This window comes from Peredibacter sp. HCB2-198 (assembly GCF_045999315.1).
Classification (GTDB): domain Bacteria; phylum Bdellovibrionota; class Bacteriovoracia; order Bacteriovoracales; family Bacteriovoracaceae; genus Peredibacter.
In genome coordinates this window covers 2,303,422-2,329,688 of the sequence record NZ_CP174607.1, presented here as the reverse complement: position 1 = coordinate 2,329,688, position 26,267 = coordinate 2,303,422, and the positions used below count along the sequence as shown (strand labels likewise).

The following is a 26,267-nucleotide window of genomic DNA, read 5'->3' as shown; positions in this document are numbered from 1 at the left end:
AATGGTTACGCTCAACGAGTTTCTGAGCTATAACTCCCGCCATGGAAACGGCTACACCCTACTACATTCTGAAAATAAAGGATGAACTCTCAAAGATTCAGAGACGTTCTCCCCGCTATTCAATGCGTGCTTACGCTCGCGATCTGGGTGTTCATCCGGCCACGCTAAGCCTGGTATTAAAAGGCAAACGTCCTATGCCTGTGCGCGATTCAGTTGTGATTGCCGAAAAAATGCAACTTGGCCCAAAAGAGCGCACGCTCTTTTTTGAAAGTCTTTATAAAACCAGAACTCGTTTAGATGCGATTCAAATTCCAACGCACGATGAAGCTTTAATGATTGATGGTGAATCATACTTCAACGTGATTGCGGAATGGGAGCACTACGCGGTTCTGACTCTATTTGATCTTTCTCACTTTGAACCAACTCTTTCTGAGATCAGCCGTATGTTTAAGATCTCTGAACTCAGAGCAGATGTGGTGATTAACAATCTTCTTCAGTGCGGTCTTCTACGCCATGGGGAAAATGGTCTTGAGAAAGCGCAATGCAGGGTTCGCACAACTGAAGATGTGATGAACGTGGCACTTCAAAAGTCCCATATCGAGGCCATGGAAATGGGAATCGAGAAAATTAAATCAGTGAAAAATGAGTTCCGTGATTTTTCTACGGTGACGATCGCAGTGAATCCGGAAAAATTGACCGAGGCCAAGACCATCATCAGAGAATTTCGTCTCAAGATGGCAGCACTCTTGGAAGAAGGTCACAGATCAGAGGTGTATCAGCTCGCCATTCAGCTTTACCCTCTTACCGAGAATACAAAGAATTAAAGGATATTTATGAAACTTAAACTTTTATTTGTAGCGATGATCATTCTGAGCTTTGAATCACAAGCACGAGATGTTGTTGTTTGTCGTGATTCAAAAGGTAAAATTACTTCGACTGAGCACTTAGATTATTATGAGGGTCGAGTGAATCGTGGAATCCCTCATGTCTTTGACAGCGAGCTCTCGCAGGTCGAATACTTCACAATTCTGGCCGAAAAGATGTCAGTTATCTTTGATCAAAAGAAATTCTTAGATCTTGCTTTGAGAATTTCTAAGGGTGTCACCGAATTTAGAGCAACTGGAAGCACCAGAATCAAGGGCTTCATTTTTACCAATGAAAAACTCATCAACTCTCCTGATTATTCCAATGTTGCTCCGGTAAAAGGATGTGAGGTTGAGCAGGCCTTCATTCTCCAAGAGCCAGCCTTGGCAGGAGACCCTGAATTTGTGATCCAAAAAGAAATTGTTGAAGCAATGGATGAAGACGGTATTCGCGGAATGATTCTTAATGCACTTATTTGGAAAAACTCTTCACTTGATCCTGATCTTCTTCGCTATTATCACCAGAAACTTACAATGGTTTCAGTTCATGATCTTAACTTTGATCATATTGTACAATTCAGCCGAAATTATTTACAAGCGGCGGGCCCCTATGATTGGAGACTCCTTAAGAAACTGCCAAATGGTGACTACTTTTATGTCTATTATGTTTTAGATCAAAATGGAAACATCGATCGAGAGAAGACTCTCGCCTATCCAGAGGCCACTCCTCCTTTGCAGTGGTGCCTCACAGGAAGAGAAAAAAAATACGGCATTTTTGCCACAAATACTGTTATGCCTCGAGGTGCGGTGATTACCATCACACAGGAAGATGGGACCGTTACAAAATACGATATCGATTCTAACGATTCTCAACAAATGAAACAGTTGAAGCTTAAGCCTCAAAAAATAAAAGTAACCCTCTATGTCCCAGGACAAGTTGTCCCTCCGGGAATGGGGCTTTCTAAAAATTCGCTAGACTACTTAGATTTAGATCTAGGGACATACAATCATTTAAGTCGAGGGGGATGGGTGGACCAAGTCTCAACCAGATACTCTTTTGAAAAAATTTATGTTGGCATGAAATCTGTGAATCTGACTAAGACCCTTCAATTTGGTCTAAACAAAGAAAACAGATGGGACGTTTGGGAGATTAAATAACATGAAACAATTTATTATATTTTTAGCTTTAGTCAGCTCTTTCAATTTATTTGCCGGTAATGAAAAAGGTAACGGTGGTGACGCCATTGTTTGCCGAAACTCACAAGGCATTATTCATAAAACAGAGCTTCTGGATTATTATGAGGGCCGCACCTATCGGCAGATTCCTCACTACTTCGAAAAATCGCTTTCTCATGCAGAATACTTTAGAGCTTTAGCAAAACAGTTGATGAGTATTAATGCTGAAGAATTTAAAGAGTTCGGGCCGGAAGCAATGGCCCTGCTTCAATCGATGGAAGAATTTCGTGCGAATGTTCCGCAAACGCGTCCTGGCTATATTTATACTAACTCTGCCCTGACTGATATCCCAGATTCACAACACGTCATCGTTCCAAGAAGCTGTGGGATTGAGCAACTAGTTATTCAGTTTAAGGCCCGTTTCCCGGAAGATCCAAAGTATCTTATCCAAGGTGAAATTTTAAAATCACTTTCAGAAGATGATTTCAGAGGGATTGTCCTACATGAAGTATTATATAAACTTCATCTTAAACATAATTCGAGACTACCAGATTCTATTCCTACAAGATATCTCCATCAGATCATGACTTCAGGGTCAATCGAAGAGTTTACTTTTAGAGATTATGTAGAATTTAACCAAACGAATGATTACATCAGCACACTTTGGGTGAATAAGTATGATCAAAGATTCTACCTTTATTCATACAAGAGTTTTGATGAAGATCTATTCCAATTAGGGTCTGAGCATATCCATGCCTCTTTTGACCAAGAAGGGCGAATTGATAGAAAGCACACATTGGATAACGGTAAAGGATATGTCCAAACTGGAATCAAAACTCAGAACCAGGATTGCCTCTTTCAAACTAAAATTGAAATTTTAGATTCTTACGAAAACACACAAACCGACATTGGAGTGGGATGGTTTGACTTTTGGACTCGCTTTGGAGAAACGACCATTCGAATTCCAGTTCCAGCTCTCTCAAAAAAGACACGTCAATGTAAAGATGCCACATTGTCTTTTGTCCATTATTACAAGAAGGAAGAGAAAGAACTTGGGACATTTAAGATGGGTAAAGAAGCTCAGGTCATTGAGTTCAAAATCAAGCTGGGCCTTGATGAGAATTTAATCCCAATGGTTGCGAAGTAATTTAAGCGCATTTTTTAATAGATCTTTACCTGGTGCAGTTTTGTGCCAGGTAGAGACTCCACTCGGATGCGGCAGAGGAACAACGACCACCTTTTGCCCGTGATACTCGACTTCAAATTTCTTTCCTATTAGATCATTGAGCTTGGTAGATTTCTTGATCCCTAAGACTTCACTGATGGCAAGTTTTCCGACAGCAATAATGAGTTTCGGTTTTAAAATTTGAACTTCGGCCTCTAAGTACACACGACAATTTTCAATTTCAACTGGAGATGGTTCTCTATCTCCACCACTACTCGCTTTTCCCGGAAAGCATCTCGCCACGGCCGCAAAATAAATGCGTTCACGAAGTTCTTCCTCTTCCAAACCTGTCACAGAATTGAACCAACCAAAAAGAGTTTTCCCTGCGGTATAAGCAAAAGGTCTACCGCGATCCGCTTCATGGGGACCCGGAGCTTGGCCAATCAACATAATGTCAGTCATGTTCGCCTTCCCATGCACGGGAGTTCCGCACATATTGGGACAAGCGCGACACTTTTGAAGTTTTTGATGAATAGACTTGAGACTTGGCATGATTCATTGAATCCTACCAAATCTCAGTCAAATCTCAAATTTGATATTCGATGGCCGACTCTGGAGATATCTTTTTGTAATTATCTGAGAAGAGCTGTTTAAGTTTTTCGGCCGTATCGTCGTATTTACGACCTTCATTCCATAAGGCCCGAGCATTAAGATATTTACTATCTACCCCAGGAATCGAATCAGGAATGCTCAGTCCGAAGGCCGCTTCACGAGTAAACTTGGTTGAGGCCGGTAATCCATTTTGAATTCCACGAATAATTCCTCTCGTGGTTGAGAGATTGTACCGCTTACCTTCCCCATAAGGCCCACCATACCAACCAGTGTTCACCAGCCAGACATTGACCTTATTTGAGTCCAAATATTTTTTGAGAAGTTCAGCATAGTGCTGCGGGTGCCTCATCATAAAAGGAGCACCAAAGCAATGAGAAAAGGCCGCTTTAATACCGGCCAAACCAATTTCTGTACCAGCGAGTTTTGCCGTATACCCCGAGAGAAAATAATACATGGCCTGCTCACTATCTAGTTTAGCGATGGCCGGTAATACACCCATTGCATCGGCACTCAGAAAGAAAATATTCGAAGGGAAAGGCCCTAGTCCCGTGGTTGAAGCATCACTGATAAAGCTTAGCGGGTATGAGCCTCTTCCATTTTCGGTGATGGATTTGTCATCGAAGATAGGATTTCGTTCCTCATCTAAAACAACGTTCTCAAGAATGGCCCCAAACCGATTGACCGCATGGAAAACCTGGGGCTCCCCTTTCTCGGTTAAATTATAGGTTTTGGCGTAACACCCACCTTCGATATTAAAAATTCCCGCAGGAGAAATACCATGCTCATCATCTCCGATGAGATATTTCCCCTCATCCGTTGATAATGTGGTCTTTCCCGTTCCGGATAAACCGAAAAACACAGTGACCTTATTGTTTTCATCAATATTGGAGCCGGCGTGCATCGGCAAAACGCCTCGATCAGGCAAAAGAACATTCATCACCGAAAAGATGGCCTTTTTCACTTCGCCTGCATAAGCAGTCCCTCCAATCAGGATTTCACCCCGCTCAAAATTAATGGCAATAACAGTCGGGCCCCTAAGACCAAATGTTTTTGGCTCCAGCACAATATTCGGGTTATGAAATATGGTGAAAAATCCCATTTCAGGGTTCTTTAAAGAGTCCCGGAACATGTGACGAGCAAACAAAGCGTGAGTCGCATGGGTCGTAATTAACCTCACCCCAAGCGAGTAATTTTCATCCGCCCCCACACTTCGCTCCATCATGTAAAGAGAGCGGGGTTTACTGTTGAAATCTTTGATAAATTCGTTTTTAAGTTTCTCGAAGGCATCCGCCTTCATGGGCTTGACCCCTTCCCAATGAATTCGAGACTCTGTGTAATTGTCCCGGACCACGTATTTGTCATCGGCCGCCCGACCGGTGAAAGTGCCGGTTTTCACTACCAAAGAGCCATCGGCGCTCAATTCCCCTTCCTGGTTTTTCAGGGCCTCCTGAACCAGAGTGGCCATGTCCTTGTTTTGAATGCAATTCACTTTGTCCGAAATAAACTCATTCCACCACGAGATCATAATTCACCTCATTGTTTATCTATGTGAATTATCTAGGTAAATAGAAACTAGTCATGACCCATTAGTTAAGAAAACCATAAAGTTTAATCAAAAATAGTTGAGCTTTAATATATTCAAATTTTTCATACTTCACGCTCTGAAACATAATGACTAGAATAGGGGCCCTAACAAGGATCTGATATGCGTAGTTTATTTTGGTATGCCTCGGCGCTGGCATTAATGTTTCACGCCATTACATTCTTTATTTCACCATACCTTTTACTACTCTGCCTGCTCACAGTCCCGCTCTTCGTGATCGGGATCATTGATATGAAGCAGACTAAGCATTCAATTCGCAGAAACTTTCCAGTGATTGGTCACATGCGCTACTTGCTGGAGATGATTCGTCCGGAAATTAATCAGTATTTCATTGAATCAAATACGGATGGAACACCGTTCTCACGCGAAGAACGTTCAGTTGTTTATCAACGTTCTAAAAAAGTTACTGATACGATTCCATTCGGAACACAAAGAAACGTTTATGAGGAAGGCTATGAATACGTGCCTCACTCAATGTCTCCCGTTCATGTTGATCCGAAGAGCCTAAGAGTTTCCATTGGTGGAAAAGATTGTAAGAAGCCATACCTTGCTTCAATCTTCAACATCTCGGCCATGAGTTACGGTTCACTTAGTAAGAACGCGGTTCTTGCTCTTAATGGTGGTGCCAAAGATGGTGCCTTCGCTCATAACACTGGTGAAGGTGGTATTTCCCCTTATCACTTGGAAAATGGTGGAGATCTCATCTGGCAAATCGGAACTGGTTATTTCGGTTGTCGTGATGATCAAGGTAACTTTAATCCGTCACTATTTGCGGAAAGAGCATCTGATGATCGCGTGAAGATGATTGAGATAAAACTCTCTCAAGGTGCTAAGCCCGGTCACGGTGGTATTCTTCCAAAAGAAAAGCTGACTCCAGAAATTTCTAAGATTCGTAGTGTGCCGATGGGGAAAGACGTTATTTCTCCTCCTGGTCACTCGGCCTTCACAACTCCGAAAGAACTTTGTTTGTTCATCCAGAAGCTTCGTGATTTCTCAGGTGGGAAACCAGTTGGGATTAAATTAAGTATTGGACGAGAATCTGAGTTCTTTGCCTTCTGTAAGGCCATGCTTGAAACAGGTATTACACCCGACTACATTTCAATCGACGGTTCTGAAGGTGGAACAGGTGCTGCTCCGTTAGAGTTCTCTAACTCAGTTGGTATGCCAGGACAGGACGCCATTCTTTTCGTGGTAAATACTCTCCGTGGTCTTAATCTTAAAAAAGACATTAAAGTATTGGCCTCGGGTAAATTAACATCGGCATTCGGAATCATTCGTCTTCTTTCTATGGGAGTGGACGTTTGTTACGCCGCTAGACCGTTTATGCTTTCATTGGGTTGTATTCAAGCTCTTCGTTGTAACACCAACGATTGCCCTACAGGTGTCGCGACTCAAGATCCTCACCTGGTTGGTGGTCTGGTAGTAACGAACAAGAGAAAGCGCGTGAAAAACTTCCACGAGCAAACGATCAAAGGCGTTGCTGAAATTCTAGGAGCAATGGGTGTATCAGATCATCACGATCTTACTCCACATCACCTCCGTCGTCGTGTTTCTCAATTGGATGTTCGTCCACTCTCGGACATGATTCCATGGGTGGAAGAAGGTTCTTACCTTAAAGGTGAAATCCCTTCGAACTGGAAACATGCATTTGAGGCCGCAAGCCCAGAAAGCTTCCGCTTAGACAAAGCGAAAACAATCTCTCTTCAATTATCTTAATCATCTTCCTGAGCGGGCAACTTTTCAAAAAGTTGCCCGTTAATCAGCCACGATATTTAAACCATAAGTCGTGTTTTGAAAGTGAGTAAGCCGGAATATAGGCCCGGCCACACCTTGTTCACAATCGACTTCCATATGGATAAGTTTCAGGCATTTTTTCTTTTTGAAACTTAACATTCAACGGAGTCAATGCCTGTGTCTTATCAAAAAACACCAAGGCATCGTATCTCTTTCCCGGAATGGTTGGAACATAGTTACCTCTTCGCTCTTGATGAGGATGGTAGACCACTCCTATCGCTCGATGACCGATAAAATCATAAAACTCGGTCAGTGGGTCAAGCCCATCAAAATCGAGATAAAAATTATGATGTCCCATCTGCTCAACACAATCATGAAGGACCTTCTCCAAACTATGTGACTTCCCTTCCGGAACAGTCATGACCTCAATTGGGCCGTCCCATGCGTGGGAAGCAATGACCTCACCTTGGTAAGTTGTGAAACCAACCAAGGCCACATTTTCTTCCCCATGCTTCATGCGGGCCAGTCCTCCAATATTGACCTGACCGTAATTGGCCATATCGGTGGCCCTAAAATCACCTATGTGAGTATTATGTGCCCACACAATGGCCTTCGATTGATTCCCATAGTGCTTCAATAACATGTCTAGTGTCTCCGTCATATGACGATCTCTGACGTTCCATGAGTCGTCTTCCATCGACATCATGACGTGATAGTAGTGTTCAGCATTCTGGATGATACGAGCATTCTGAACCACATTCATGACCTTTCCACCATCAGACAATTTCTTTTCAAGGATTTTTTGTAGGGCCTTTGAGACTTCACGTTTACAGCCTTCATTCTTATGTGTGAGGGAACGTGCATAGGCCTTCTCATCATGTCTATAAGGGCCAAAACAGGAATAGAACTCTTTAACTTCAGCAGCAAGATACGGATCTATCTCTTTTAAAAGTGTTTGCACTTCATCCAGAGATTCATAGAGGGAATACACATCCAGACCATGAAAACCGACCGACTCTTCAGAATGTTCATTCCAATCTTTAAGATCATCCATTAAATTCAAAATATCAGTATTCGCCCACATCCATGTGGGCCATCTAGAAAATGCGTTCATGGCCGTAAGAGCATCAATACTGGCCCCTTCTTGAATGAATCTATTGATTCTTTCACATGCGGGCCAATCGCCCTCTACTGCAATAAAATTAAAGCCGTGTTTTGTAATGAGTTCATATGATATGTACCTTCTCCATTCATAAACTCCTTAGTTCCATGACTGGACTCACCCAACATAACTATCTTTTTGTTTTTGATTTTGTCTATTAACTGACTTATGTCATCTATGTCTTTGAAGGGACAACCAATTGCCAAAACTTCATCCTGTAAATGGCCATAATCCATCGCTACCTCTTAGTGAAATCGTTTAAGAATTTGTAAAACTTCTTCATCTTCTGTCTGATCGAATTTGTCATACCAAAGACCCACTGCCCTTAAATCAGAAAGGGAGTGCAGACAAATAACTTGGTCATAACTTGTCAGAACATCTTGTGAAATTTGAGTTGGGCCGACAGGGACAGCGAGAATGAGCTCGGCCGGTTTTTGATTTCGCAAAAATTTTCCTGCAGCAGCGGCCGTTACTCCAGTGGCGAGACCATCATCAACGACGATCACTGTTCTATTTGATAGGTCCGGTAGATCTTTCCCGTGCCGGTAAAGCTCAATTCTGCGATGAAGTTCTTCAATTTCTTCGTCTATAGTTTGTTTTACAAGGGGTTCATCCGGTCTAAAATATTGAGAGGCCTCCTTGTTAAAAACAGGTATTTCGTCTTCTGAGATGGCACCAATTCCAAATTCAGGATGTCCGGGTGCCCCGATTTTTCTGGCAATCACCACATCAAATGGGGCCTGTAGATCTTGCGCGACCTCGGCACCCACCACCACTCCTCCTCTGGGAAGAGCAAGAACAATGGGATTTTTTAGATTAAAATTCTTAAGGTAAGAAAAAAGTTTCTCCCCCGCATCTTTTCGATCCTCAAATAAATAGTCCATCACTGCTCCTCATAGGTAGGTGAGCTTCAAGCCATTCATTGGCAAGCTTTACAACTTGATCCAGGGTCCCGGGCTCTTCAAATAGATGAGTGGCCCCGGATACCAGAACAAGCTTTGAGTTGGAAAGATGATCATGGGCCATTTTGTTAAGAGTGATGACCTGAAAATCTAAATCTCCAACAATGAGTAAAACTGGTAACGATATTTTTTTAAGATTTTCTTCCCGTGCCAGATCGGGCCTTCCTCCTCGACTTATTACCGTAAACAAGGGAATTGATGAAGAACCATTGGCGGCCGCAATGAGGGCCGCACCGGCACCTGTACTGGCGCCAAAATAAGCGATTGGTTGATCACGATAGAAAGATTTTTTCATGAGCCATTCAGTGGCAATCAATAGTCTTTCGGCCAATAAGGGAAGATCAAACCTGTTTTCATAAACAAGGTCCTCTTCCTCAGTAAGAAGATCAAACAACATGGTCGCAATGCCCTTCTTATTCAACTGACCGGCCACCCAATTATTTCGGGAACTGTGACGAGAGCTTCCACTTCCATGAGCAAAAATGACCCACGCTTTGGAATCCTCTTCGTAATCGACATGACCATGCAGTCTTATATTTTGATAATCAATTAAAATTTCTTCTCTCATAAATACCCAACTAGAAGGTCAATTCGTTTCTAACGTCAACGACACCGGAAATGTTCTCGATAATTTCTTCCGTTAGTCGCTTAATGGGGCGACTCTCCACTTCTCCTCGTAAAATTACCAGGCCGTCACTTACGAAAACTTCAATATTAGAAGCATCAATGTCCCGGCTTAAGTAAAGTGCTTCACTGACTTCTTCTTTAATTCTTTCATCAGAGCGTTTATATCCTCTGGGCCCTTTCCCGTAGTGGTCGGCGCCACTTTCTTTATGAATGGGTTTTCTTTGATGAATCATTCCTGCTCTGTCGACTTCTTGTTCAAGCTGAAGATCAACAATTGGTCTACCGTTTCGACCGGCACCCTGCCGATCTAAATCTCTTCTCCAAAGACTGTAATCATCATTAGGTGCAAATCGACTGCTTACACCAAGGTTTCGTTCAAGATTTAAACGTGTGGAATTATCGCGATGTTTGCCGGGCATGTGAGAACCTCCTGTTCACTCTGTTCTAAGAAGAATTTTAGAAAGAAGCTCTTCGTGAGTCATGCGCGAAGAAAAAACGTAAATTACTTTCATGGCATCTTGATTGCACTATTAAATGAAGGCCAATTAACAAGGAAGATCATTATGAATAATGCTAAAGATCAAAAAACTAAACCAACTAAAGATAGTAATAAATCAGTCGGAACAGGAAGTGGACAATCTGGCGGAGCTGGAGGAGTAAAACGTTCTTCAGGTCCACAGGACACACCTGATACGAAATAAACAGGAGGTTTATATGTTAGTTTCAGAAGTTATGCATGAGGGAGTTGCTACGGCCCAAGTGTCTGACTCAATTAAAAAAGTTGCTCAGCTCATGAGAGACAATGATATTGGTGCCGTACCTATTTATGACAAAGATAAACCGGCCGGTTTTGTTACAGACAGAGATATCGTTATTTCCTGTGTTGCCGAAGGAGCTTCTTTGGACGGGGAAATTTCAGCGGCAATGTCTCCTGAATTTATTGCTGTTTCAAAAGATAAGGACGTAACTGAGGCGGCAAAAATTATGGAAGAAAAACAAATTTCCAGATTGCTTGTTGTAGATGGAAACAAGCCTATCGGGATCATCTCCTTACAGGATCTGGCCCTCGGAAGTGAGAACCCTCATCTAAAATCTGAGGTCCTTCAAGAAATTAAACACTAAGTTTTAACCGGTCCCGGTAAAACTACCGGGGCCTTTATCTCAACAGATTCTTTCTCATCGTTCTTGATTATTAATGATCCTATCAAAGTCGATAAAATACTTAGCTGATGATTACTCATGGCCTTACGTCTCCCGTGTAACTATAATAGGCCCAGTATAGAACCTCAAGTTAACTTGAGGTCAAAGGATATTTATGTCGAAAATAGATCTAGAAAACTTGAAGACCGAGCTAAGTGTTGGAGAAGTCGCCGCACGTTCTGGAGTCGCCGTTTCGGCCATCCATTTTTATGAAGAGAAAGGTCTTATCAGCAGTCGCAGGAACAAAGGTAACCAACGACGTTTTAAGAGAGATGTTCTAAGAATCATCTCGCTGATTAAAGTTGCTCAGGGACTTGGCATTCCCCTTGAGGCCATCAAAAAAGCTCTGGATACCATGCCTAAGAACCGGCAACTAACCGGTGAAGATTGGCATAAGCTCTCTTCAAAATGGAAAGAAGATCTGAATGAGAGAATTACTAAGATGACTCGAATGAGAGATCAGCTTACCCACTGTATTGGGTGCGGCTGCCTCTCTTTGAAAGAGTGTCCTCTACGAAATCCTTTGGACAAACTCTCTGAGAAAGGTACGGGTGCCGTTTTATTAGAATAAACGGGCACCATTTGGAACGGCCTTATCTGGTGCGAACAAGATCACTTCTCCGTTCTCATTCGGAAAGCCGAGAGTCAGAACCTCAGACATAAACTTGCCAATCTGGCGTGGTGGGAAATTGACCACGGCCGCAACTTGCCTTCCGACCAATTCATCTAATGAGTATTGAGTAGTAATTTGAGCACTGGATTTTTTCTTTCCAATTGTTTCACCGAAATCAATCACCAGCTGATAGGCCGGCTTCTTCGCCTCCGGAAAAAGATTGGCCGAAACAATAGTTCCTACTCTGATATCGACCTTTAAGAAATCATCGAAGCTTATATTCGGGGACGCAGGAGCATTAGAATCATGATTAAGATGCATAAGAATCTCTACTTTGTTTTGGGTAATGTAAAATCGTAAGGTGGAAGAGATGATTGATCTCCGTTACCAAGGAAATTAAAACCTCCACCCCAACACTTTATTCTTCCATCTTTTAATAAGGCGCAAGTAACATCTGACATCACTTCAACATCCACAGCATCTGTAATGCCAGGAACTTCTACCCCATCACATTTTATGGTTCCGATTTCCATGATGGCACAATATTTTCCATAATTTGATTTGAGCGATTTAACTCCATTTTCCAGGCCAGCGAAGACAACAAGTTTCTTCCCCGTCTCTTTTAAAACCTTGCCTTCATTTGTTACGTAATAATAATCTGCAAGCTTCATCACATCCTTAATGGATATGCCAGGAACCATCTTTTGTTCAGGACGGATATGATAACTGTCCCAGCACCATAGATTGCCATTATCCAATAGGACACATAGTCCCTGACTATCAAAAAATTTATCAATGGAAGCAGGAAGAGAAATCTTCGTTGGTTCAATCGCTTTCTTATCAGTCTTGTCATCAGTATTTGGAAATTGTCTCCAGCAGTAAAGATCTCCATCTTTAAGATAAGCACACTGCAAGTACTGCCTTACATATATTTTGCTGACTGGCCCGGGAAGTTTTACAAGTTGAGGTAAGACTTCTTCTCCTCGATCATTTCCCCAGCATTTAACCTGTCCATCATCTGATAAAGCGCAGGCAATTGAATCGCCCATTTGTATGCTTGTGACCTTGGGGAAAACATTGATCGTTTTTGGAGTGGAATCACTGCCTAAGAAATCTCCCGGTTTCGCAGAGTATGTCCCCCAACAATAAAGCTTCCCATGATTATCGGCCACACAGGTTGTATTAGGTTCAAGAATTATCTGTCTGAAATGGTTCTGGGCCCAAAGTTTCGAAGTGAAGAATAGAAGGACCAAAATAAGTTTGACCATCGTGCCTCATTATTTAGTATGCCTTAAAGTTTAACATAAAGCCCCGAGATCAAGGGAGCAATTCTTGATACATTAATAAAGTGAAAATAAAGGACCGTTTTCATAAGTTCGCTCAAAAAGTTTCCAACGCCTGCGGCTCTCCGTATGCATTCGGTTTCGCTTTCATCATTATCATCGCTTGGATTGTTTCTGGACCTCTTTTCGGTTTCTCTGATACCTGGCAGCTCATCATCAATACAGGGACTACTATTGTCACATTCCTTATGGTGTTCCTCATCCAAAACACCCAAAACCGTGATGCTCGTGCACTCCATTTAAAACTAGATGAACTTATTCGGGCCAATGGTCACGCTCGAAATCATCTTATCGAACTGGAAGAACTAAGTGATGAAGAATTGGATCGGGTCCATAAAGAACTTAATGAAGCTCAGAAGAAGACTGAATCAAGAATTGAGGATGTTCAAAAACATAAATCTAAAAGGAGTAGGGCCTCATCATAGGCTTCATGCTGCTTCCTTTGGGTAAGTAATATGCTTCCCTTCAACATCCGCAAAGGGAGTGAGTTTATGCGGATGAATGACTTTCTCATTAAAGATATCGAGAACACTGAAATGATAACTCAGGAGTGCATCTCCTATCATCGATCTGTGACATCTCCATGGCAGTGCCTCGGCGCACATAATGGCCACACGAGATTTTTTCGCTAGCTTCATTAGTTCCATCAGTCCCTCGTGAAATTCCTTCGTTTGCATATAATCAGCATAACCTCTGAACTGAGGATTTCTCCAACCGGCATTAAGGTCAGATTCTTTATCGACTCGTTTCCTTCCCCCGAGAATTTCAAGATGAAGATACCCAATGCCATTTCTCTCTAGATTTTTTCTGAGACGAGCTTTACCGAACTGTGGACAATGCCGAGACCCAGGAAACTGTCTCACGTCCACTAGAAGCTCAATATTATAGCTCTTCAGGATTTTCATGAATTCACGAGTAGGATGAGTAGAATGACCGATGGTATAGATAGTCTTTCTTGCCATAACAAATGATAGCCTACCCAATGAGGTTAAGCTCATCAATTTAGTCGCAAGGGACCTGAGTCAATAGCTCTATCTTTTTTTCTTTTTCGCGTTTTTAAATCCCGGATGGACCCGCTTCGACCCATCACTCTGAAGAGTTTGCCGTTTAGAGTGATCAAGCCAGGCGTTCTTTTCCTGACTTTTTCCCGGAGTTGGGGCCGTGGTTTTCTTGGCGACTGGTTTTACTTTAAAGCTTTCACCGCCACCACCTTGAAACTTTTCGGTCTTAAATTTTATTGAAATGAGCTTTTGAATTTTTTCAAGACTTTGCTTTTCTTCGTCATCACAAAAAGAAATCGCGACACCAGTTTTTCCAGCACGGGCCGTTCTTCCGATTCGATGAACATAGCTTTCCGGCTCGAGAGGAAGATCAAAATTAATCACATGGCTTACCCCGTCGATATCAATCCCTCGAGAGGCAATATCTGTGGCAACCAGAATCTTAACGATCTTTTCCTTGAAGTGAAGGATCGCTCGCTCACGCTCTTCCTGGCTTTTATCACCATGAATCGCACGTGATGCCCTCCTATTTTGGGCGAGATACTCAACAATGTTATCAGCGATATTTTTGGTCTTCGTAAAAACCAGTGCCAATTCAATTTCTTCTTCTTTTAAGATCTTTTTTAAGAGCTGAAACTTATCTGCTTTTTTACAGAAAATAACTTTTTGTTCGATGTTTTTCGCCACAGAAGAGACCGGAGTGACCTCTACGGTTTTTGGATCGCTTAAAATGCTAGAGGCAAGAACCTGAATTTCTCTCGGCATAGTCGCCGAGAAGAGCATGGTTTGCTTTCTCTCGGGAAGTTTTTCCAGAATGACTTTTATGTCATCAATAAATCCCATGTCTAACATTCGGTCTGCTTCATCCAAAATAAATGTTTCAACTCGAGCGAGACGAAGTAACTTTTGCTCAACGAGATCAAGTAGACGACCTGGAGTCGCAACCACAATTTCAACACCTTCTTGTAAACGCTTAACCTGCCCCTCTTGATCGACCCCTCCATAGATGGCACAACTTCTTACGGAAAGTTTTTTTGCATAGGCAGTGATGGCCTCATCAAGTTGAGAACACAATTCTCTAGTTGGGGCGAGAATCAGAACTAAAGGTTCCGCCTTTCTTACTTCACGTGAGCTTGTCAGTAGATTTTGAATAATAGGAAGTAAAAAGGCCGCAGATTTACCTGTGCCTGTTTGAGCAATTCCTAATACATCATGACCTTTAAGAATTAGGGGAATGGCCTCTGCTTGAATAGGAGTAGGAGTTACATAATTTAACTCCACTAAGTTCTGAGTAAGCTGATCGCTGAGACCAAGATTTTTAAAATCGGACACATTCACTCCAGTAACTAAACATCAATACCCATTTTTTTCAAAAGACCATCTACATTGATAACGGCCTGTTCTGCGTTCGTCCCTTTAGTCAGAGAAACGATCTGTTGAGCAAGCCAAATAAGACGCTTTTGCAACATAGGGGCAAAAGAACGGGTGACCTCTTCCACTTTCTCAGCAGTTTCAATGTTAAGGCAAAGCTCTTCCAACATATCTAAAGTGTCTGCCCAAAAGGCCGAAAATATTGGAATAAGTTGAAGATGATTAAGAGTAGAAGCTTTGTAACCTGTGGCCTTACAAAGCTCACAGAACTTCCCTATCTGGAAAAACACCTTATGCCCCGGACACATGGCCTCAAAGGTCTTAGCGGTCCCCATTAGACGATCTGTTTTGTTCGCAAACTCTTCAAGCAGGGCCTTTGGAAATGTATCTCCAGAGTCTTCGATCTTCTCAACAACGACTTTAAGCTCTTTAAGAAGTTCGTTTGCTTCACTTTGAAAAGCCTCTATAATTTCTTTATCGAGTTGCTCCAAGAGAATCTCCAATGCTTGATGGCTTTTTTCCAGTTCGTTTAAACACTATTCGTCCAGACGAGACGATAACTTTTGATTTATATCTAAAATTAAGCACTCGCTACGTTCATTATATTCATTGTAATGAAGAACTTGAAGGAGAACGTCAGAAAAAGCTTAAATCTCATGGCGTGAGAAAGGTTTTTATCAGAACAGCAGATGAAGATGCCTACCTTTCTTATCTGGAAAATGGACTTTCGACTCTCAAAGACCAGTCTCTGGATATTTCCACAAAAGGCTCTATCGCCCATGATTCCCTGATCACGGCCGCAGAAAATGCGGAACGTGTTCTGGAAACAGAATCAGGTTTCAATAAACAGAAAAAACAGTTCGAAAAAGTAAGTGAATTCCTGGCCTCCGAAAAAGGGGCCTTAAAGAGTGTCCTTCAGTCGGCCGGAATTTCAGTTGATAACAACCACCATGCCGCCACTGTCAGTAGTTTGTGTCTTGCTGTTGCAACCAAGGCCGGTATTGAAGATAAAACTGAAATTTTTGAACTTGGAATCGCGGCCCTTCTCCATGATATTGGTAAGAACCGATTAAAGTTCAATTACATGAAACCTTGGGCGCAGTTCACGCCTGATGAACAACGTCAGTATAAAAACCATCCTCAGGATGGTGCTGACATGCTTGCCGGAAAGCCCTACATCAATCCACGCATTCTGGGTCTGATTGCCGCCCATGAAGAGAAAGGCGAGGGCCGTGGATATCCAGAAAAAGTAAATCTTTTTAAGAAGCCACTCTCCTATCAAATTTTAAGCATGGTGAATGCCTTTGATCATTTCTGCTTTGAAGAGAACATACTTCCGAATCAGGCGATTGATCCATTTTTTGAGAAGCACGGACAGTTCTTTGATGAAAGTTTGATTTCGGTTCTTGCGACGGTTTTAACTTAATGGCCCATTGGCTCAGCTATTCCATACAGAATCATCAGTAGTGATCCAGTAGCAACAATCACCCACAGAACGACACCGTGAATGAAAGGTCTGACACCTACATTTTTAAGCGTTTCACGCGTAAGTCCAGAACCAATCAAAAATAAAGTCAGGACCATGATTCTCTTTGCGAACATTTCTATTTGATGTCCCTCATATTTCCACTGAGGAAACCAGGTCACAAAGGCTGCGGCCAGAATAAAACCTAAAATAAACCATGGGCGTTTTGCTTTTTGCCCAGAAGTCTTCTCTTTCGTTTTGAAAGATCGCCATAGCCCAATAAGCATGGCCACAGGAATAATCCAAAGCGCACGCGTGAGTTTAACAATTGTTCCCGTATCAAGGGCGTCCGGACCATATTGAAGAGTAGCACCAACAACAGAGCTCGTATCATGAATGGCCAAAGCACTCCACAATCCAAATCTCCATTCAGAAAGCCCAAGCGCATGACCGGCCCATGTGAAAATAAAAAGAGCGGCCGCATTCAATAAGAACACAATTCCTAGAGAAACTGTGACTTCATGATGCTTGGCCTTAATCACAGGTGCAACTGCTGCTATCGCACTTCCACCACAAATGGCCGTTCCAACAGTAATTAGTAATGATGTGTCTTTTTCTGTTTTTAAAATTTTCCCTAGAAGAATTCCCAGAATAAGAGTTACAGAAATACTGATGATCGTAATTCCCAGTCCCTCTATTCCCGATCTCGCAATAACTCCTAAATCCATTCCAAACCCAAGTCCAATAATGGAGATGGCAAGAAGTTTATGGGTCCAATTTTTAATTGTTAAGATGTAAGGATTACCGAGGGTCAATGCGATCACCAATCCCATAACCAAAGCAACTCCAGATGAAATCCAAGGAGTTAAACACAGAAGTGCTGCAATCGGGATGATGAAATGTGCAGGTGTCACAAAGAAAAATATAATCCTACAATTGTGAGACGGCAACAACAGGAGTAGGATGTGGGCATGGAAAGTTCCTCATCAGACAGGACACTTCTCTGGCTCGTGGCCATCGGTTTCTTTATGGAAACCCTCGACTCAACTATCGTTAACACGGCCCTTTCATCAATGGCACGAGACTTAGGAAAAAGTCCTTTCTCTATGCAACTCGTGATCATCAGCTACGCTCTTACACTCGCGGTATTGATTCCTCTATCCGGTTGGCTCACTGATCGTTTTGGAACTAAACGAGTCTATCTCGGTGCCATCATTACTTTCACTGCAAGCTCTCTCCTCTGTGCCATGGCCCCCACTCTTAATTGGTTGATCTTCGCTCGCGTTCTTCAAGGTGCAGGTGGATCTATGCTCTTACCAGTGGGAAGACTCGCCATTCTTCGCGCCTTTCCCGGAGAAAGATATTTACCTGCTTTAAGTTTCGTTGCCATGCCCGCACTACTTGGTCCCTTGGTTGGCCCTACTCTAGGCGGATGGATTGTTCAGTATTTTTCATGGCACTGGATTTTTTTAATTAATATCCCGATTGGAATCATTGGGTGTTTCGCCACCTGGAAGGCCATGCCTCAAGATGATTTCATCATCAAAAGGAAATTTGATATTCTGGGTTTTACCCAACTCTCAGTTTTCATGGTGTGCGTTTCGGTGGCCTTTGATGCCATCTCTGAAAAACAATTTTCTTACGGCGTGATTCTCTTCTTGTTTATTTTCGGTCTGGCCTCACTTGTTTCATATGCACTTAAAGCAGCCAAGAATCATGAAGCACTCTTGTCTCTTGAGCTGTTTAAAACCAGAACTTACAGCATTGGTATTCTTGGAAATCTTTTTGCACGAATTGGGGCCGGCTGTATGCCGTTCCTTTTGCCATTATTTCTTCAAACAAGTCTTGGCTACTCGCCTCTTGAATCTGGAATGGCCATGCTTCCTCTGGCCTTTGCGGCCATTTTAGCGAAGAAAATCGTACTTCCCATCGTCACTCATTTTGGTTACCGAAAATTCCTCATCGGTAATACCATCTTTGTAGGTTTAGGAATTGCAAGTTTCTACTTCACCAGTAACCTTGGGAATGAATATTTGAGAATGCTTCAGTTTTTTATCTTTGGGGCTTTCAACTCTATGCAATTTACGGCCATGAATACACTTACGATGAAGGATTTAGAAAAGAGACTTTCGAGTCATGGCAATACCATGTTCTCAATGGTTCAAATGCTCAGTATGAGTTTTTCGGTGGCCGCTGCAAGTTCCCTCTTATCGACCTTCTTGTCCACCCATGAAATGCTTCGGGCCTTTCATATGACTTTCTTCTGTATGGGTGCTTTAACCTGTACTTCTGCCTGGATTTTTGGCCAGCTTAATTTAGTGGAAAACGTTGAAGGAAAAGTCTCTGTCACGACTGAGGACCAATAATCGCCATAACTTAGATCACTTTTTAAGCTTTCTTATATTCCCCTAAATGGGCCTTGCCTTGATAATTATTGATATCAGGAGCAAGCATGAAAGTTGTATTTGAGTTGGACAAGCTCGAGCCAGATTTTAAAAGGCGACGTATTCAGGATTCCATCGTTAAAGTTATGGGCACGAAAATTATAGTCCGTGGAAATACCATTCATACAGAAACAGATTATGAAAGTACGGTGGAAGATCTTCTCAACCGTTCAGGATTAAAATTCAGAAAGCTGGAAGAAACTCCTACCGTTTAGGAAGTTTAAGCACAAAACGAGTATGTTCTGATGCTGCAAGTTCTATACTTCCTAAATGGTTTTCCATAATTGATTTCGAAATAGATAAACCAAGGCCAGTCCCTTTCCCCACTTCTTTCGTTGTAAAAAATGGATTGAAAATCTTAGGGACAATGCTCTCAGAAATCCGTTTCCCGCTGTTTTCAACCTGGATGAAGTCATGATGAGCATCTTCAGTGAATCCCACATTGATCCAGGCATTCTTCTCACCTTCTATGGCATCGAAGGCATTATTAAGTAAGTTCAAAAGCACCTGTGAGATTTGAATCCTATCACAATAGATGACATGCTCTAATTTTGAGGGAGGGATGGTTAATCTTAGATCGACATTGTTGTGCTTAAATTTTTCCGCACAGAGGGCAAAGACATCGTTAATGATGTCCATGAGAAGAACATCATCCTTGTGAAAATTCGTGCTCTCTCTCGATATTGTTCTCATCACGGTGATGATTTTAGAAATCCTCGATACCGTGGACTCAATCACATTGATCATATTAACGATGGATGGATTGTTAATATTGTTCCGTCGAATCTGTTTTTTAAGGCTCTCCGTCGCGACATCAATAACTGCGAGGGGATTATTAATCTCATGGGCCACACCCGCCGCCATCTCCCCTAGAGATGCAAGCTTAGAGGATTGAAGAATTTTTGCTTCTTGATTTTTGATGACCCGCTCTTGCATGAATTTTTCAGTATTATCTTGAATATACAAAACATACTGCTGGAGGTCTCGACTGGAAACGGAACACAAGTAATTAACTTCTCGCCCATTAATTTCCGTATGAAAATCAAACAGAACGACTTCATGATTCTTATCAATTCTATAAACATGATTTTTTACAATATCATTTAATTCCTTGCCTACCACTTCTTCTAATACAATTCCTCGTTTCGAATTAAACTTGCTCTCTAGCAAAGTATCAAAAGAGCTTTCCACATGAAAATTTTTGTTGAAAATGATAATGCTTCCAGGAAGGGTCTGGATGATACCCGAGAGCTTATTTTTTTCATTCCCAAGGGCCTGAGTCAGCTGTTCTAGTTCAATTGTTCTTTCTCTTACCTGGGTTGCAAGGTTCACGTTTTTCTCAAATAGGGAAAATGGTCCTTTGGAAGAAACTCTTCCTTCTACTCTGTCCATAAGAGCTGAGTTAACTTTTTTAAGTCGCTCAATTTCCTTTAAGAGGTGCTCAACTTTCTCAGACTCTGCTTTTGCCAAACGCCACTCCAGTTAAGGTTTGATTGATGTGAACTCCTCCAAATTGCTCCCCAAAAGTATGAAAACCTAAAGCATTATTGCTTTTATATAATTCAGTGATGCGGTCTCGTTCAGCTTTTGACATCTCCATGATTTCCAGGCGACGAAGAATGCATTCAAAGAAGATACAGGTCTTAAACCCACCTAGCTTGTTGGCAAGATTTAAGAAAAGATTATTGGTGGTTTCATGCAATGATTTTAAAGACCCTAGTCGCAAGACCAGGCCATTGTCGATGGCACAGTAGAAAGTCAGACTCAAATCCGGATTCATTTTCTGAATACTCCGAACATAATAGTCGTCTCCCATCTTGAGCATCACGGGATTTTTAGAAAAGATAGTAGGATTGAGGTCAGTGAGTTTTACACCTAAGAGGTCAGCATAAAATTGCCCGGCCGGATATCCTTCAATCTCTCGGACCGTACGAGTCTGAGGATCAGCATCAGTGATGACGAACCTTTTATCCGTTTCCATGAAGTGCTGTACTTTGAAAATTTCAAACGGGATTGTGGTCGTAATGATGGCCAGAGTTGCAACATTCTCTCGAAGGGCGCCATTTTGGTAAACCAAGGTTGATTTAAACTCTAACTTATCACTAGCAGAACCACCAATGAGTGGGATTCCTTTTAAAATATCGTCAATAATTGAAACATACTCTTCTTCTCTAATCGAAAGACCGTCGATCAAGAGAACGGCAAAGGTCTTACCATTTTTTAATTTCTTTTCATGTTGCGCCTGAATAGCGTTGAATTGTCTTTTTAAATCTAAAATGACTTCTTCATTTTCATCATTCAAATTAGGGATCGAAATTAAATCAGACTCAAACTCACTTCCGTGAAATGAAATACCCACGATGCTGTCATCAGTAAAACCATCGGGAGAAATTTCGCCGGCCGTGGTACTACCTATGGTCGAAGCATTAAAATGCTTATTAAATGCCGCTGACATTTTGGCAGGATTATAAGATCGAGAACAGAAGATAAAGTTTAACTTAGCGTCTTTGGCACGTAGTTTTTGAGAAAGCTCTTCGCAGGCCTTGTCCTCATCTTGAATATTTGAATATGCCGTTAATATTGATTCCATAAAAAATCCGTTAAAAGGAGATTGGCCCTCTATTTTACAAAAACTGATGCTCTATAAAAACCAAGCAATACGTCTCTAAAGAAAAATTAAGATTAACTTCCTTCTATTCTTGCGAGTACACCTACTTAGGGGAATAATATTCGTTATGGAAAAAAGGGTTATTGAGTCACTAAGAGAAGCTAGAAGAACTATACCTCCTTGCTTGCCTCCTTTATGGGCCAGAACAGGACACCTGCAAACAATTCTAGGACACCTTCTTCCATCTTCTAGGGTGACGGAGGACGGCGTTCACCTAAGTGTGACATTAGAAAAAGAAACCGAAAGAATCCATTCCACTTATCTCAAAGGCACTTCAAAAACCGCGATTTATCTTTTTCATGGATTGGGTGGTAGTGCCGACTCCTCTTACGTTCAAAGAACTGCAGTTCTTGCAAAACAATTGGGCCATCATGTTTTTATGAATAATCATCGTGGTTGTGGCTTAGGTGCGGGCCTTGCTGTAGAACCTTATCACTCTGGACGTTCAGAAGATTTGTCTAAGGTCATCGAATATGGCCGCCACATGTTGCCGGACCATAAGCACATTGCCATTGGTTTCAGTCTAAGTGCCAATGCACTCCTTCTGCTGGCCGCAAAGTTTAGAGGAGAGGTGCAGCCCGATATGGCCATTGCCGTGAACGGTCCCATTAATCTAGATCGAGCTTCGATTAATTTAGGAAAAGGTCTGAATAAGATCTACGATAAACGTTTTACCAAAGATCTTGAAAATTACATGAAAAGAAATCGACCTGAAGACACTGGTGACTTTTCTTTAGTAAAAGACCTTCGGGATTTTGATGAGAGATATACGGCCCCTCTTGGTGGCTTTAAAGACCGGGCAGATTATTACAAGACGTGTTCCGCCAAACAATACTTACCAGAGATCAATATTCCAACGGTGATCATCACCGCCGAGGATGATCCTTTCATCGGGATTGAGGATTATCGAGATGCCAGTTACTCTTCCTCGACTGTTGTTCATATCGAAAAACATGGAGGCCATGTGGGATATCTCACTCGAGAAGGTCTTGGTTATAAGAGGTGGTTGGACATGGCGATTAAGAGATATTTACAGACCTATTCTCACTCTTAGAGTGTAAAAATTTCATAGCGTTCCCATTTGGCAACACTATATTGCCAAACAAATTGTGTCCAATGCCGTCCAAGTATATAACTGGGGCATGAAAACAGACATTACTAATAATAACCAGACATTATCGCCGACCGAAGGCACTCAGATCCTAGAGATCTTGAGAACAACCTTCATGGGTCGCAAAGAGAACAACAAGGCCTACTCCCTGACTTCTTTTGCGCGGGACCTGGGAATTTCGAAATCAATCCTTTCGAGAATTTTATCAAATGAAAGACCAGTATCAGTAAAACTGGCCATGCATTTGTCTGCTGTACTGGAACTTGAGGAATCTCAATCCAAACGAGTTTTACTTGGAGTTGTGCAATCGCAATCTAAGAACGCAAAAATCACGAAGAAACTAAAAGCAAAACTAGAGAAAGAGTTATCAGATTCAATTCAAAACAATGGGCGTCCGCAGTTCTCGACTGTCGATGTGGAACAATTCAAGGCCATGTGTTCTTGGCAACATTTGGCGATTTTAAATCTCATCGAACTTAAATCATTTAAGAACTCTCCCCTTTGGATCTCAAAAAGATTGGGGATTTCAAGCACTGAGGCCCGTGATGCCATCGAAAGACTCTTCTCACTTGGTCTTATCATTGAAGAGAACAATAAACTTATTCGTACTCAAAAAAGTCTTCATGTAAAAACCAACCGCTCAGAATTCGCCATTAGACGTTTTCATGAGCAGATGATTGAGAAGGCCCTGGATGAATTAAAAAATCCTACCCAGGAGCGATTTGAAAAAAGACTCATTAATGGAATCACTATCACTTGTAATGAAGAACATATTCCTTTGATTAAGCAGAAAATTGACCAGTTTCAAGATGAAATCCTGGCCATTACTTCCAGCGCAGAAGTGACTCAACTTTATCAGATGAACATGCAGTTTTTTCCTTTAACCAAAACAGAAGAATAGAAAATAGGAGTTATTATGCAAAAGTTATTAGTTCTAGGATTTACGTGGGTGACCGCTTGTCTCATGGGTATGAACGCCCTTATCAGTAATGGTTATGCCTTTGAAGGTGGAGATAAAATTGGCGGAGGCGGAGATGCTTCAGAGGCCAGAGTAAACGAAATCCGCTCCGATATCGTTCGTTGGATTGAGAATGGCGGAAGTAAGGGACTAAGACTTCCCATTGATCTCCCTCTCGAAGAATATGATCAAAAGATGCTCGCTATTCTTGAAGCTCAGAAAGTGATTATCGGTTTCGTTGAAAACGATCAATCTCCGGAAGAGGAACTAAGAGTGATGGTTAATGGGCAGCCAAAGACTTGTCGTGGTTTTATTTCAAGAATCGATAATGAACCACATATCCTTTGTCATATTGATCGCTTTAGAAAGTCCTCGGATCCTGAACAGTATCGCCTGATTCACCATGAATATGCGGGTCTTGCTGGTGTCGAGAAAAATGAGGGCGCTGCCTCTGACTATAAGATCTCAAATCAGATCACGGATTTTCTAAGAGAAGAAACAGTTCTTCGCCTGGCCGTAAAAAACGATCTAAACAAGAAAGTAGAAATCATGGACCTTGTTGGACAGTACACTCTAAAATCAGGCTATCCTGAATGTCCTCAAACATTAAAGTTCACGGCTCTAAGAGATACTGTTGTTTACGAACAAAACTTAAGATTGGGGATTAAGCTTGGACTAGTTAAAGAAAAGTATCACTTCACTGGTGCAACTGATCATACTGGAAGAATTTGGAGAGAAATTATCAATACAACGATTGTTAACAATAAAACAATTAGAGTTGAGGAAAAGATAACATCTGCTTTCCCAATGTTCGTGGTAAACGTTCCTGCCGGCAAAACTCAGGGGGCCGTTAGAGAATTCACTCCGACTGAAAACGGGCTTACCTACAAACGATACAATATCAAAACTCCAGATGATACTCGTACTTGTCACTACATTAAATAAACGCGTGCAAAGGTGGCCCCACAAAGGCCACCGCACCAGTCCCATTTTGAATCTACCTCTAAATGCCCCTTACTAAATAGCTGATTTCCAGTCCTAAAAACTTGGCACAGAACCTGCTTATAGGGATTCCAAGAGAGATCACTAGGATGGTGACTCGAAACCAGCACGGAGGCTTTGAATGGAAAAGGAATTTTATGGAAATGGCGGTTTTAATGGGAATGATAGCGATGCTTCCGGTAAGCCTTTTCCTACAACATTCAACTCACAGGAAGATCAACAAATAAAAGAGGGCCAAGAAACTACTCCTGGCCCCGAATATTCAACGGCAAAAGGGAAAATCGAAAAATACTTTCTTCACTTCAGTTCCTGGCTTTAGTCCCAAATTGGAGAAAAACCCGGATTGGCCAGACGATCATTTCGATCCAATGTTTGAATCCTCACAACATCATCTTTTGAAAGGAAGTTCTTTTTAGTCTTTAAGTTATTTTCTAAATTAACCTTTTTAGTGGAGGAAGGAATCACAGTGAAGTTCTGATCCAATAACCATGACATTGAAATATCCGCAGGACTCACTTTATGTTGGGTCGCAATTGCTTTGAGGCTTTCATCAGTCATGACTTTTCCATAAGCAAGTGGCATATACGCTGTAACTCGAATACCCTTCTCATTCAAAAAGTTCACAAGCTTCTTGTTTTGCAAGAAAGGATGAATCTCAATTTGATTAGTGTAGATATTATTCGCACCTATGAGATCAATCGCCTCTTGGGTTTCCTTAATCGGAAAGTTGGAGATCCCAATTTCTTTTGTTAATCCCAGTGTCTTCGCTTTCATTAATTCATCCAGCGTTTCTTTGAGCGAGAACTCCTTTGAAGGCCAGTGAATGAGCACCAAATCAACATATGACGTTTGAAGTTTACTTAGACTCTCTTTTAATGAGGGAATGAGTTTTTCTTTCCCTAAATTCTCAATCCAAATTTTTGTCGTGATAAAGACCTCTGCACGAGGCAGCCCACTATCAGCAAGGGCCTTGCCTACTTCTTCTTCGTTGTCATAAATTTGGGCCGTATCAATGTGACGGTATCCAACCTCTAATCCAGTTTTGACTGAATTGTAAGCGTCCTGTCCCTTCAAGCGAAATGTTCCTAAACCTATTTGTGGCATTTTCATAAAAAACTCCTTTATAACTTGATTCCAATTTACCACCGGAACTTCTTCTGATTTAGACATGAATCCGCAATTAACAT

Annotated in this window: 31 protein-coding genes; 15 read left to right on the top strand and 16 right to left on the bottom strand. The window is 41.8% G+C overall.

The annotated features are described in order from the left end of the window. The first annotated feature begins 41 nt into the window (after positions 1 to 41). The 3 genes from ACJVC5_RS11630 to ACJVC5_RS11620 are packed head-to-tail and all read left to right on the top strand — an operon-like array spanning position 42 to position 3,186. Entirely contained in the window at positions 42 to 824 is a 783-nt protein-coding gene (locus tag ACJVC5_RS11630; RefSeq protein ID WP_408095685.1) for a TIGR02147 family protein, read from the top strand. Positions 825 to 833: 9 nt separating this feature from the next. Further along, on the top strand, positions 834 to 2,021 hold the full coding sequence (locus tag ACJVC5_RS11625) for a hypothetical protein (protein WP_408095684.1): 1,188 nt from the start codon (positions 834 to 836) through the stop codon (positions 2,019 to 2,021). Position 2,022: 1 nt separating this feature from the next. Beyond that, positions 2,023 to 3,186 (top strand): hypothetical protein, encoded by a 1,164-nt coding sequence (locus ACJVC5_RS11620; protein ID WP_408095683.1) that lies wholly within the window; start codon positions 2,023 to 2,025, stop codon positions 3,184 to 3,186. On the opposite strand, the gene ACJVC5_RS11615 is transcribed toward ACJVC5_RS11620, so the two are convergent. Beyond that, positions 3,163 to 3,756: a uracil-DNA glycosylase gene (locus ACJVC5_RS11615; RefSeq protein ID WP_408095682.1), complete on the bottom strand. Its 594-nt coding sequence runs from the start codon at positions 3,754 to 3,756 to the stop codon at positions 3,163 to 3,165. The two genes, ACJVC5_RS11620 and ACJVC5_RS11615, sit on opposite strands and share 24 nt — an antisense overlap. Before the next feature lie 34 nt (positions 3,757 to 3,790). Further along, a complete protein-coding gene (locus tag ACJVC5_RS11610; protein WP_408095681.1) occupies positions 3,791 to 5,341 on the bottom strand; it encodes a phosphoenolpyruvate carboxykinase (ATP) in 1,551 nt (516 codons plus the stop codon). Between the two features lie 180 nt (positions 5,342 to 5,521). On the opposite strand from ACJVC5_RS11610, the gene ACJVC5_RS11605 reads away from it, so the two are divergent. After that, positions 5,522 to 7,135, top strand: a complete 1,614-nt coding sequence (locus ACJVC5_RS11605; protein ID WP_408095680.1) for an FMN-binding glutamate synthase family protein — start codon at positions 5,522 to 5,524, stop codon at positions 7,133 to 7,135. 118 nt (positions 7,136 to 7,253) lie between these two features. Here ACJVC5_RS11605 and ACJVC5_RS11600 read toward each other — a convergent pair whose 3' ends face one another. Genes ACJVC5_RS11600 through ACJVC5_RS11580 form a run of 5 tightly spaced genes read right to left on the bottom strand, consistent with a single transcriptional unit; the run spans position 7,254 to position 10,323 of the window. Then, positions 7,254 to 8,315 carry an erythromycin esterase family protein gene (locus tag ACJVC5_RS11600; RefSeq protein ID WP_408099236.1) on the bottom strand — a complete coding sequence of 354 codons (1,062 nt, stop codon included), beginning with the start codon at positions 8,313 to 8,315 and terminating at the stop codon, positions 7,254 to 7,256. A 26-nt stretch (positions 8,316 to 8,341) separates the two neighbouring features. Then, entirely contained in the window at positions 8,342 to 8,551 is a 210-nt protein-coding gene (locus tag ACJVC5_RS11595; protein WP_408095679.1) for a hypothetical protein, read from the bottom strand. Positions 8,552 to 8,560: 9 nt separating this feature from the next. After that, positions 8,561 to 9,199 carry a phosphoribosyltransferase gene (locus tag ACJVC5_RS11590; protein WP_408095678.1) on the bottom strand — a complete coding sequence of 213 codons (639 nt, stop codon included), beginning with the start codon at positions 9,197 to 9,199 and terminating at the stop codon, positions 8,561 to 8,563. Continuing rightward, complete coding sequence (locus ACJVC5_RS11585) at positions 9,183 to 9,845, bottom strand: alpha/beta family hydrolase (RefSeq protein ID WP_408095677.1); 663 nt, start codon at positions 9,843 to 9,845, stop codon at positions 9,183 to 9,185. The genes ACJVC5_RS11590 and ACJVC5_RS11585 overlap by 17 nt, the downstream gene beginning before the upstream one ends. A gap of 10 nt (positions 9,846 to 9,855) precedes the next feature. Then, positions 9,856 to 10,323, bottom strand: a complete 468-nt coding sequence (locus ACJVC5_RS11580) for a BON domain-containing protein (RefSeq protein WP_408095676.1) — start codon at positions 10,321 to 10,323, stop codon at positions 9,856 to 9,858. A gap of 144 nt (positions 10,324 to 10,467) precedes the next feature. Here ACJVC5_RS11580 and ACJVC5_RS11575 point away from each other — a divergent pair, with 144 nt between their 5' ends. From ACJVC5_RS11575 to soxR, 3 genes are all read left to right on the top strand, one after another. Beyond that, positions 10,468 to 10,605 carry a hypothetical protein gene (locus ACJVC5_RS11575; RefSeq protein ID WP_408095675.1) on the top strand — a complete coding sequence of 46 codons (138 nt, stop codon included), beginning with the start codon at positions 10,468 to 10,470 and terminating at the stop codon, positions 10,603 to 10,605. A gap of 13 nt (positions 10,606 to 10,618) precedes the next feature. Continuing rightward, on the top strand, positions 10,619 to 11,026 hold the full coding sequence (locus ACJVC5_RS11570) for a CBS domain-containing protein (RefSeq protein WP_408095674.1): 408 nt from the start codon (positions 10,619 to 10,621) through the stop codon (positions 11,024 to 11,026). A gap of 193 nt (positions 11,027 to 11,219) precedes the next feature. After that, positions 11,220 to 11,675 carry a redox-sensitive transcriptional activator SoxR gene (soxR, locus tag ACJVC5_RS11565; RefSeq protein WP_408095673.1) on the top strand — a complete coding sequence of 152 codons (456 nt, stop codon included), beginning with the start codon at positions 11,220 to 11,222 and terminating at the stop codon, positions 11,673 to 11,675. Here the strand turns inward: soxR and ACJVC5_RS11560 are convergent. Next, a complete protein-coding gene (locus ACJVC5_RS11560) occupies positions 11,667 to 12,038 on the bottom strand; it encodes a tRNA-binding protein (RefSeq protein ID WP_408095672.1) in 372 nt (123 codons plus the stop codon). The two genes, soxR and ACJVC5_RS11560, sit on opposite strands and share 9 nt — an antisense overlap. An 8-nt stretch (positions 12,039 to 12,046) precedes the next feature. After that, complete coding sequence (locus ACJVC5_RS11555) at positions 12,047 to 12,985, bottom strand: RCC1 domain-containing protein (protein WP_408095671.1); 939 nt, start codon at positions 12,983 to 12,985, stop codon at positions 12,047 to 12,049. 80 nt (positions 12,986 to 13,065) lie between these two features. On the opposite strand from ACJVC5_RS11555, the gene ACJVC5_RS11550 reads away from it, so the two are divergent. After that, positions 13,066 to 13,485 (top strand): low affinity iron permease family protein, encoded by a 420-nt coding sequence (locus ACJVC5_RS11550; RefSeq protein WP_408095670.1) that lies wholly within the window; start codon positions 13,066 to 13,068, stop codon positions 13,483 to 13,485. Positions 13,486 to 13,488: 3 nt separating this feature from the next. Here the strand turns inward: ACJVC5_RS11550 and ACJVC5_RS11545 are convergent, their stop codons facing one another. The 3 genes from ACJVC5_RS11545 to ACJVC5_RS11535 all read right to left on the bottom strand — a co-directional run bounded on the left by ACJVC5_RS11545 (position 13,489) and on the right by ACJVC5_RS11535 (position 15,923). Further along, positions 13,489 to 14,022: a DUF488 family protein gene (locus tag ACJVC5_RS11545; RefSeq protein WP_408095669.1), complete on the bottom strand. Its 534-nt coding sequence runs from the start codon at positions 14,020 to 14,022 to the stop codon at positions 13,489 to 13,491. 69 nt (positions 14,023 to 14,091) lie between these two features. After that, positions 14,092 to 15,393 (bottom strand): DEAD/DEAH box helicase, encoded by a 1,302-nt coding sequence (locus tag ACJVC5_RS11540; RefSeq protein WP_408095668.1) that lies wholly within the window; start codon positions 15,391 to 15,393, stop codon positions 14,092 to 14,094. 14 nt (positions 15,394 to 15,407) lie between these two features. Continuing rightward, positions 15,408 to 15,923 carry a hypothetical protein gene (locus ACJVC5_RS11535; protein WP_408095667.1) on the bottom strand — a complete coding sequence of 172 codons (516 nt, stop codon included), beginning with the start codon at positions 15,921 to 15,923 and terminating at the stop codon, positions 15,408 to 15,410. An 11-nt stretch (positions 15,924 to 15,934) separates the two neighbouring features. Here ACJVC5_RS11535 and ACJVC5_RS11530 point away from each other — a divergent pair, with 11 nt between their 5' ends. Then, positions 15,935 to 16,858, top strand: coding sequence for an HD-GYP domain-containing protein (locus ACJVC5_RS11530; RefSeq protein ID WP_408095666.1), 924 nt, complete (start codon positions 15,935 to 15,937; stop codon positions 16,856 to 16,858). On the opposite strand, the gene ACJVC5_RS11525 is transcribed toward ACJVC5_RS11530, so the two are convergent. Further along, the gene (locus ACJVC5_RS11525; protein ID WP_408095665.1) at positions 16,855 to 17,811 is read right to left on the bottom strand and encodes a YeiH family protein; all 957 of its coding nucleotides are present in this window, start codon (positions 17,809 to 17,811) and stop codon (positions 16,855 to 16,857) included. The genes ACJVC5_RS11530 and ACJVC5_RS11525 overlap by 4 nt on opposite strands. A 57-nt stretch (positions 17,812 to 17,868) precedes the next feature. On the opposite strand from ACJVC5_RS11525, the gene mdtD reads away from it, so the two are divergent. Together mdtD and ACJVC5_RS11515 are read left to right on the top strand one after the other, a co-directional pair. After that, positions 17,869 to 19,263, top strand: a complete 1,395-nt coding sequence (mdtD, locus tag ACJVC5_RS11520) for a multidrug transporter subunit MdtD (RefSeq protein ID WP_408095664.1) — start codon at positions 17,869 to 17,871, stop codon at positions 19,261 to 19,263. An 86-nt stretch (positions 19,264 to 19,349) separates the two neighbouring features. Beyond that, positions 19,350 to 19,556 carry a hypothetical protein gene (locus ACJVC5_RS11515; RefSeq protein ID WP_408095663.1) on the top strand — a complete coding sequence of 69 codons (207 nt, stop codon included), beginning with the start codon at positions 19,350 to 19,352 and terminating at the stop codon, positions 19,554 to 19,556. On the opposite strand, the gene ACJVC5_RS11510 is transcribed toward ACJVC5_RS11515, so the two are convergent. Together ACJVC5_RS11510 and ACJVC5_RS11505 are read right to left on the bottom strand one after the other, a co-directional pair. Beyond that, positions 19,546 to 20,811 carry a sensor histidine kinase gene (locus ACJVC5_RS11510; protein ID WP_408095662.1) on the bottom strand — a complete coding sequence of 422 codons (1,266 nt, stop codon included), beginning with the start codon at positions 20,809 to 20,811 and terminating at the stop codon, positions 19,546 to 19,548. The two genes, ACJVC5_RS11515 and ACJVC5_RS11510, sit on opposite strands and share 11 nt — an antisense overlap. Further along, on the bottom strand, positions 20,792 to 21,931 hold the full coding sequence (locus ACJVC5_RS11505; RefSeq protein ID WP_408095661.1) for an FIST signal transduction protein: 1,140 nt from the start codon (positions 21,929 to 21,931) through the stop codon (positions 20,792 to 20,794). The genes ACJVC5_RS11510 and ACJVC5_RS11505 overlap by 20 nt, the downstream gene beginning before the upstream one ends. 298 nt (positions 21,932 to 22,229) lie before the next feature. On the opposite strand from ACJVC5_RS11505, the gene ACJVC5_RS11500 reads away from it, so the two are divergent. From ACJVC5_RS11500 to ACJVC5_RS11485, 4 genes are all read left to right on the top strand, one after another. Next, the gene (locus tag ACJVC5_RS11500) at positions 22,230 to 23,063 is read left to right on the top strand and encodes a YheT family hydrolase (RefSeq protein WP_408095660.1); all 834 of its coding nucleotides are present in this window, start codon (positions 22,230 to 22,232) and stop codon (positions 23,061 to 23,063) included. Positions 23,064 to 23,151: 88 nt separating this feature from the next. Beyond that, positions 23,152 to 24,021 carry a TIGR02147 family protein gene (locus tag ACJVC5_RS11495; RefSeq protein ID WP_408095659.1) on the top strand — a complete coding sequence of 290 codons (870 nt, stop codon included), beginning with the start codon at positions 23,152 to 23,154 and terminating at the stop codon, positions 24,019 to 24,021. A gap of 15 nt (positions 24,022 to 24,036) precedes the next feature. Next, complete coding sequence (locus ACJVC5_RS11490) at positions 24,037 to 25,023, top strand: hypothetical protein (protein ID WP_408095658.1); 987 nt, start codon at positions 24,037 to 24,039, stop codon at positions 25,021 to 25,023. A gap of 178 nt (positions 25,024 to 25,201) precedes the next feature. Further along, positions 25,202 to 25,399: a hypothetical protein gene (locus ACJVC5_RS11485; protein WP_408095657.1), complete on the top strand. Its 198-nt coding sequence runs from the start codon at positions 25,202 to 25,204 to the stop codon at positions 25,397 to 25,399. Here the strand turns inward: ACJVC5_RS11485 and dkgB are convergent. Then, positions 25,396 to 26,190 carry a 2,5-didehydrogluconate reductase DkgB gene (gene dkgB / locus ACJVC5_RS11480; protein WP_408095656.1) on the bottom strand — a complete coding sequence of 265 codons (795 nt, stop codon included), beginning with the start codon at positions 26,188 to 26,190 and terminating at the stop codon, positions 25,396 to 25,398. The two genes, ACJVC5_RS11485 and dkgB, sit on opposite strands and share 4 nt — an antisense overlap. Positions 26,191 to 26,267: the final 77 nt, after the last annotated feature.

Coding starts and splice junctions, on each gene's coding strand:
- ACJVC5_RS11530 (WP_408095666.1), top strand. CDS start 15,935: ATGCTTGATGGCTTTTTTCCAGTTCGTTTAAACACTATTCGTCCAGAC.
- ACJVC5_RS11570 (WP_408095674.1), top strand. CDS start 10,619: ATGTTAGTTTCAGAAGTTATGCATGAGGGAGTTGCTACGGCCCAAGTG.
- ACJVC5_RS11620 (WP_408095683.1), top strand. CDS start 2,023: ATGAAACAATTTATTATATTTTTAGCTTTAGTCAGCTCTTTCAATTTA.
- ACJVC5_RS11625 (WP_408095684.1), top strand. CDS start 834: ATGAAACTTAAACTTTTATTTGTAGCGATGATCATTCTGAGCTTTGAA.
- ACJVC5_RS11560 (WP_408095672.1), bottom strand. CDS start 12,038: ATGCATCTTAATCATGATTCTAATGCTCCTGCGTCCCCGAATATAAGC.
- ACJVC5_RS11585 (WP_408095677.1), bottom strand. CDS start 9,845: ATGAGAGAAGAAATTTTAATTGATTATCAAAATATAAGACTGCATGGT.
- ACJVC5_RS11545 (WP_408095669.1), bottom strand. CDS start 14,022: ATGGCAAGAAAGACTATCTATACCATCGGTCATTCTACTCATCCTACT.
- ACJVC5_RS11575 (WP_408095675.1), top strand. CDS start 10,468: ATGAATAATGCTAAAGATCAAAAAACTAAACCAACTAAAGATAGTAAT.
- ACJVC5_RS11485 (WP_408095657.1), top strand. CDS start 25,202: ATGGAAAAGGAATTTTATGGAAATGGCGGTTTTAATGGGAATGATAGC.
- ACJVC5_RS11505 (WP_408095661.1), bottom strand. CDS start 21,931: ATGGAATCAATATTAACGGCATATTCAAATATTCAAGATGAGGACAAG.
- ACJVC5_RS11615 (WP_408095682.1), bottom strand. CDS start 3,756: ATGCCAAGTCTCAAGTCTATTCATCAAAAACTTCAAAAGTGTCGCGCT.
- ACJVC5_RS11630 (WP_408095685.1), top strand. CDS start 42: ATGGAAACGGCTACACCCTACTACATTCTGAAAATAAAGGATGAACTC.
- ACJVC5_RS11610 (WP_408095681.1), bottom strand. CDS start 5,341: ATGATCTCGTGGTGGAATGAGTTTATTTCGGACAAAGTGAATTGCATT.
- ACJVC5_RS11555 (WP_408095671.1), bottom strand. CDS start 12,985: ATGGTCAAACTTATTTTGGTCCTTCTATTCTTCACTTCGAAACTTTGG.
- ACJVC5_RS11595 (WP_408095679.1), bottom strand. CDS start 8,551: ATGGATTATGGCCATTTACAGGATGAAGTTTTGGCAATTGGTTGTCCC.
- ACJVC5_RS11495 (WP_408095659.1), top strand. CDS start 23,152: ATGAAAACAGACATTACTAATAATAACCAGACATTATCGCCGACCGAA.
- ACJVC5_RS11590 (WP_408095678.1), bottom strand. CDS start 9,199: ATGGACTATTTATTTGAGGATCGAAAAGATGCGGGGGAGAAACTTTTT.
- ACJVC5_RS11490 (WP_408095658.1), top strand. CDS start 24,037: ATGCAAAAGTTATTAGTTCTAGGATTTACGTGGGTGACCGCTTGTCTC.
- mdtD (WP_408095664.1), top strand. CDS start 17,869: ATGGAAAGTTCCTCATCAGACAGGACACTTCTCTGGCTCGTGGCCATC.
- soxR (WP_408095673.1), top strand. CDS start 11,220: ATGTCGAAAATAGATCTAGAAAACTTGAAGACCGAGCTAAGTGTTGGA.
- ACJVC5_RS11515 (WP_408095663.1), top strand. CDS start 19,350: ATGAAAGTTGTATTTGAGTTGGACAAGCTCGAGCCAGATTTTAAAAGG.
- dkgB (WP_408095656.1), bottom strand. CDS start 26,190: ATGAAAATGCCACAAATAGGTTTAGGAACATTTCGCTTGAAGGGACAG.
- ACJVC5_RS11605 (WP_408095680.1), top strand. CDS start 5,522: ATGCGTAGTTTATTTTGGTATGCCTCGGCGCTGGCATTAATGTTTCAC.
- ACJVC5_RS11580 (WP_408095676.1), bottom strand. CDS start 10,323: ATGCCCGGCAAACATCGCGATAATTCCACACGTTTAAATCTTGAACGA.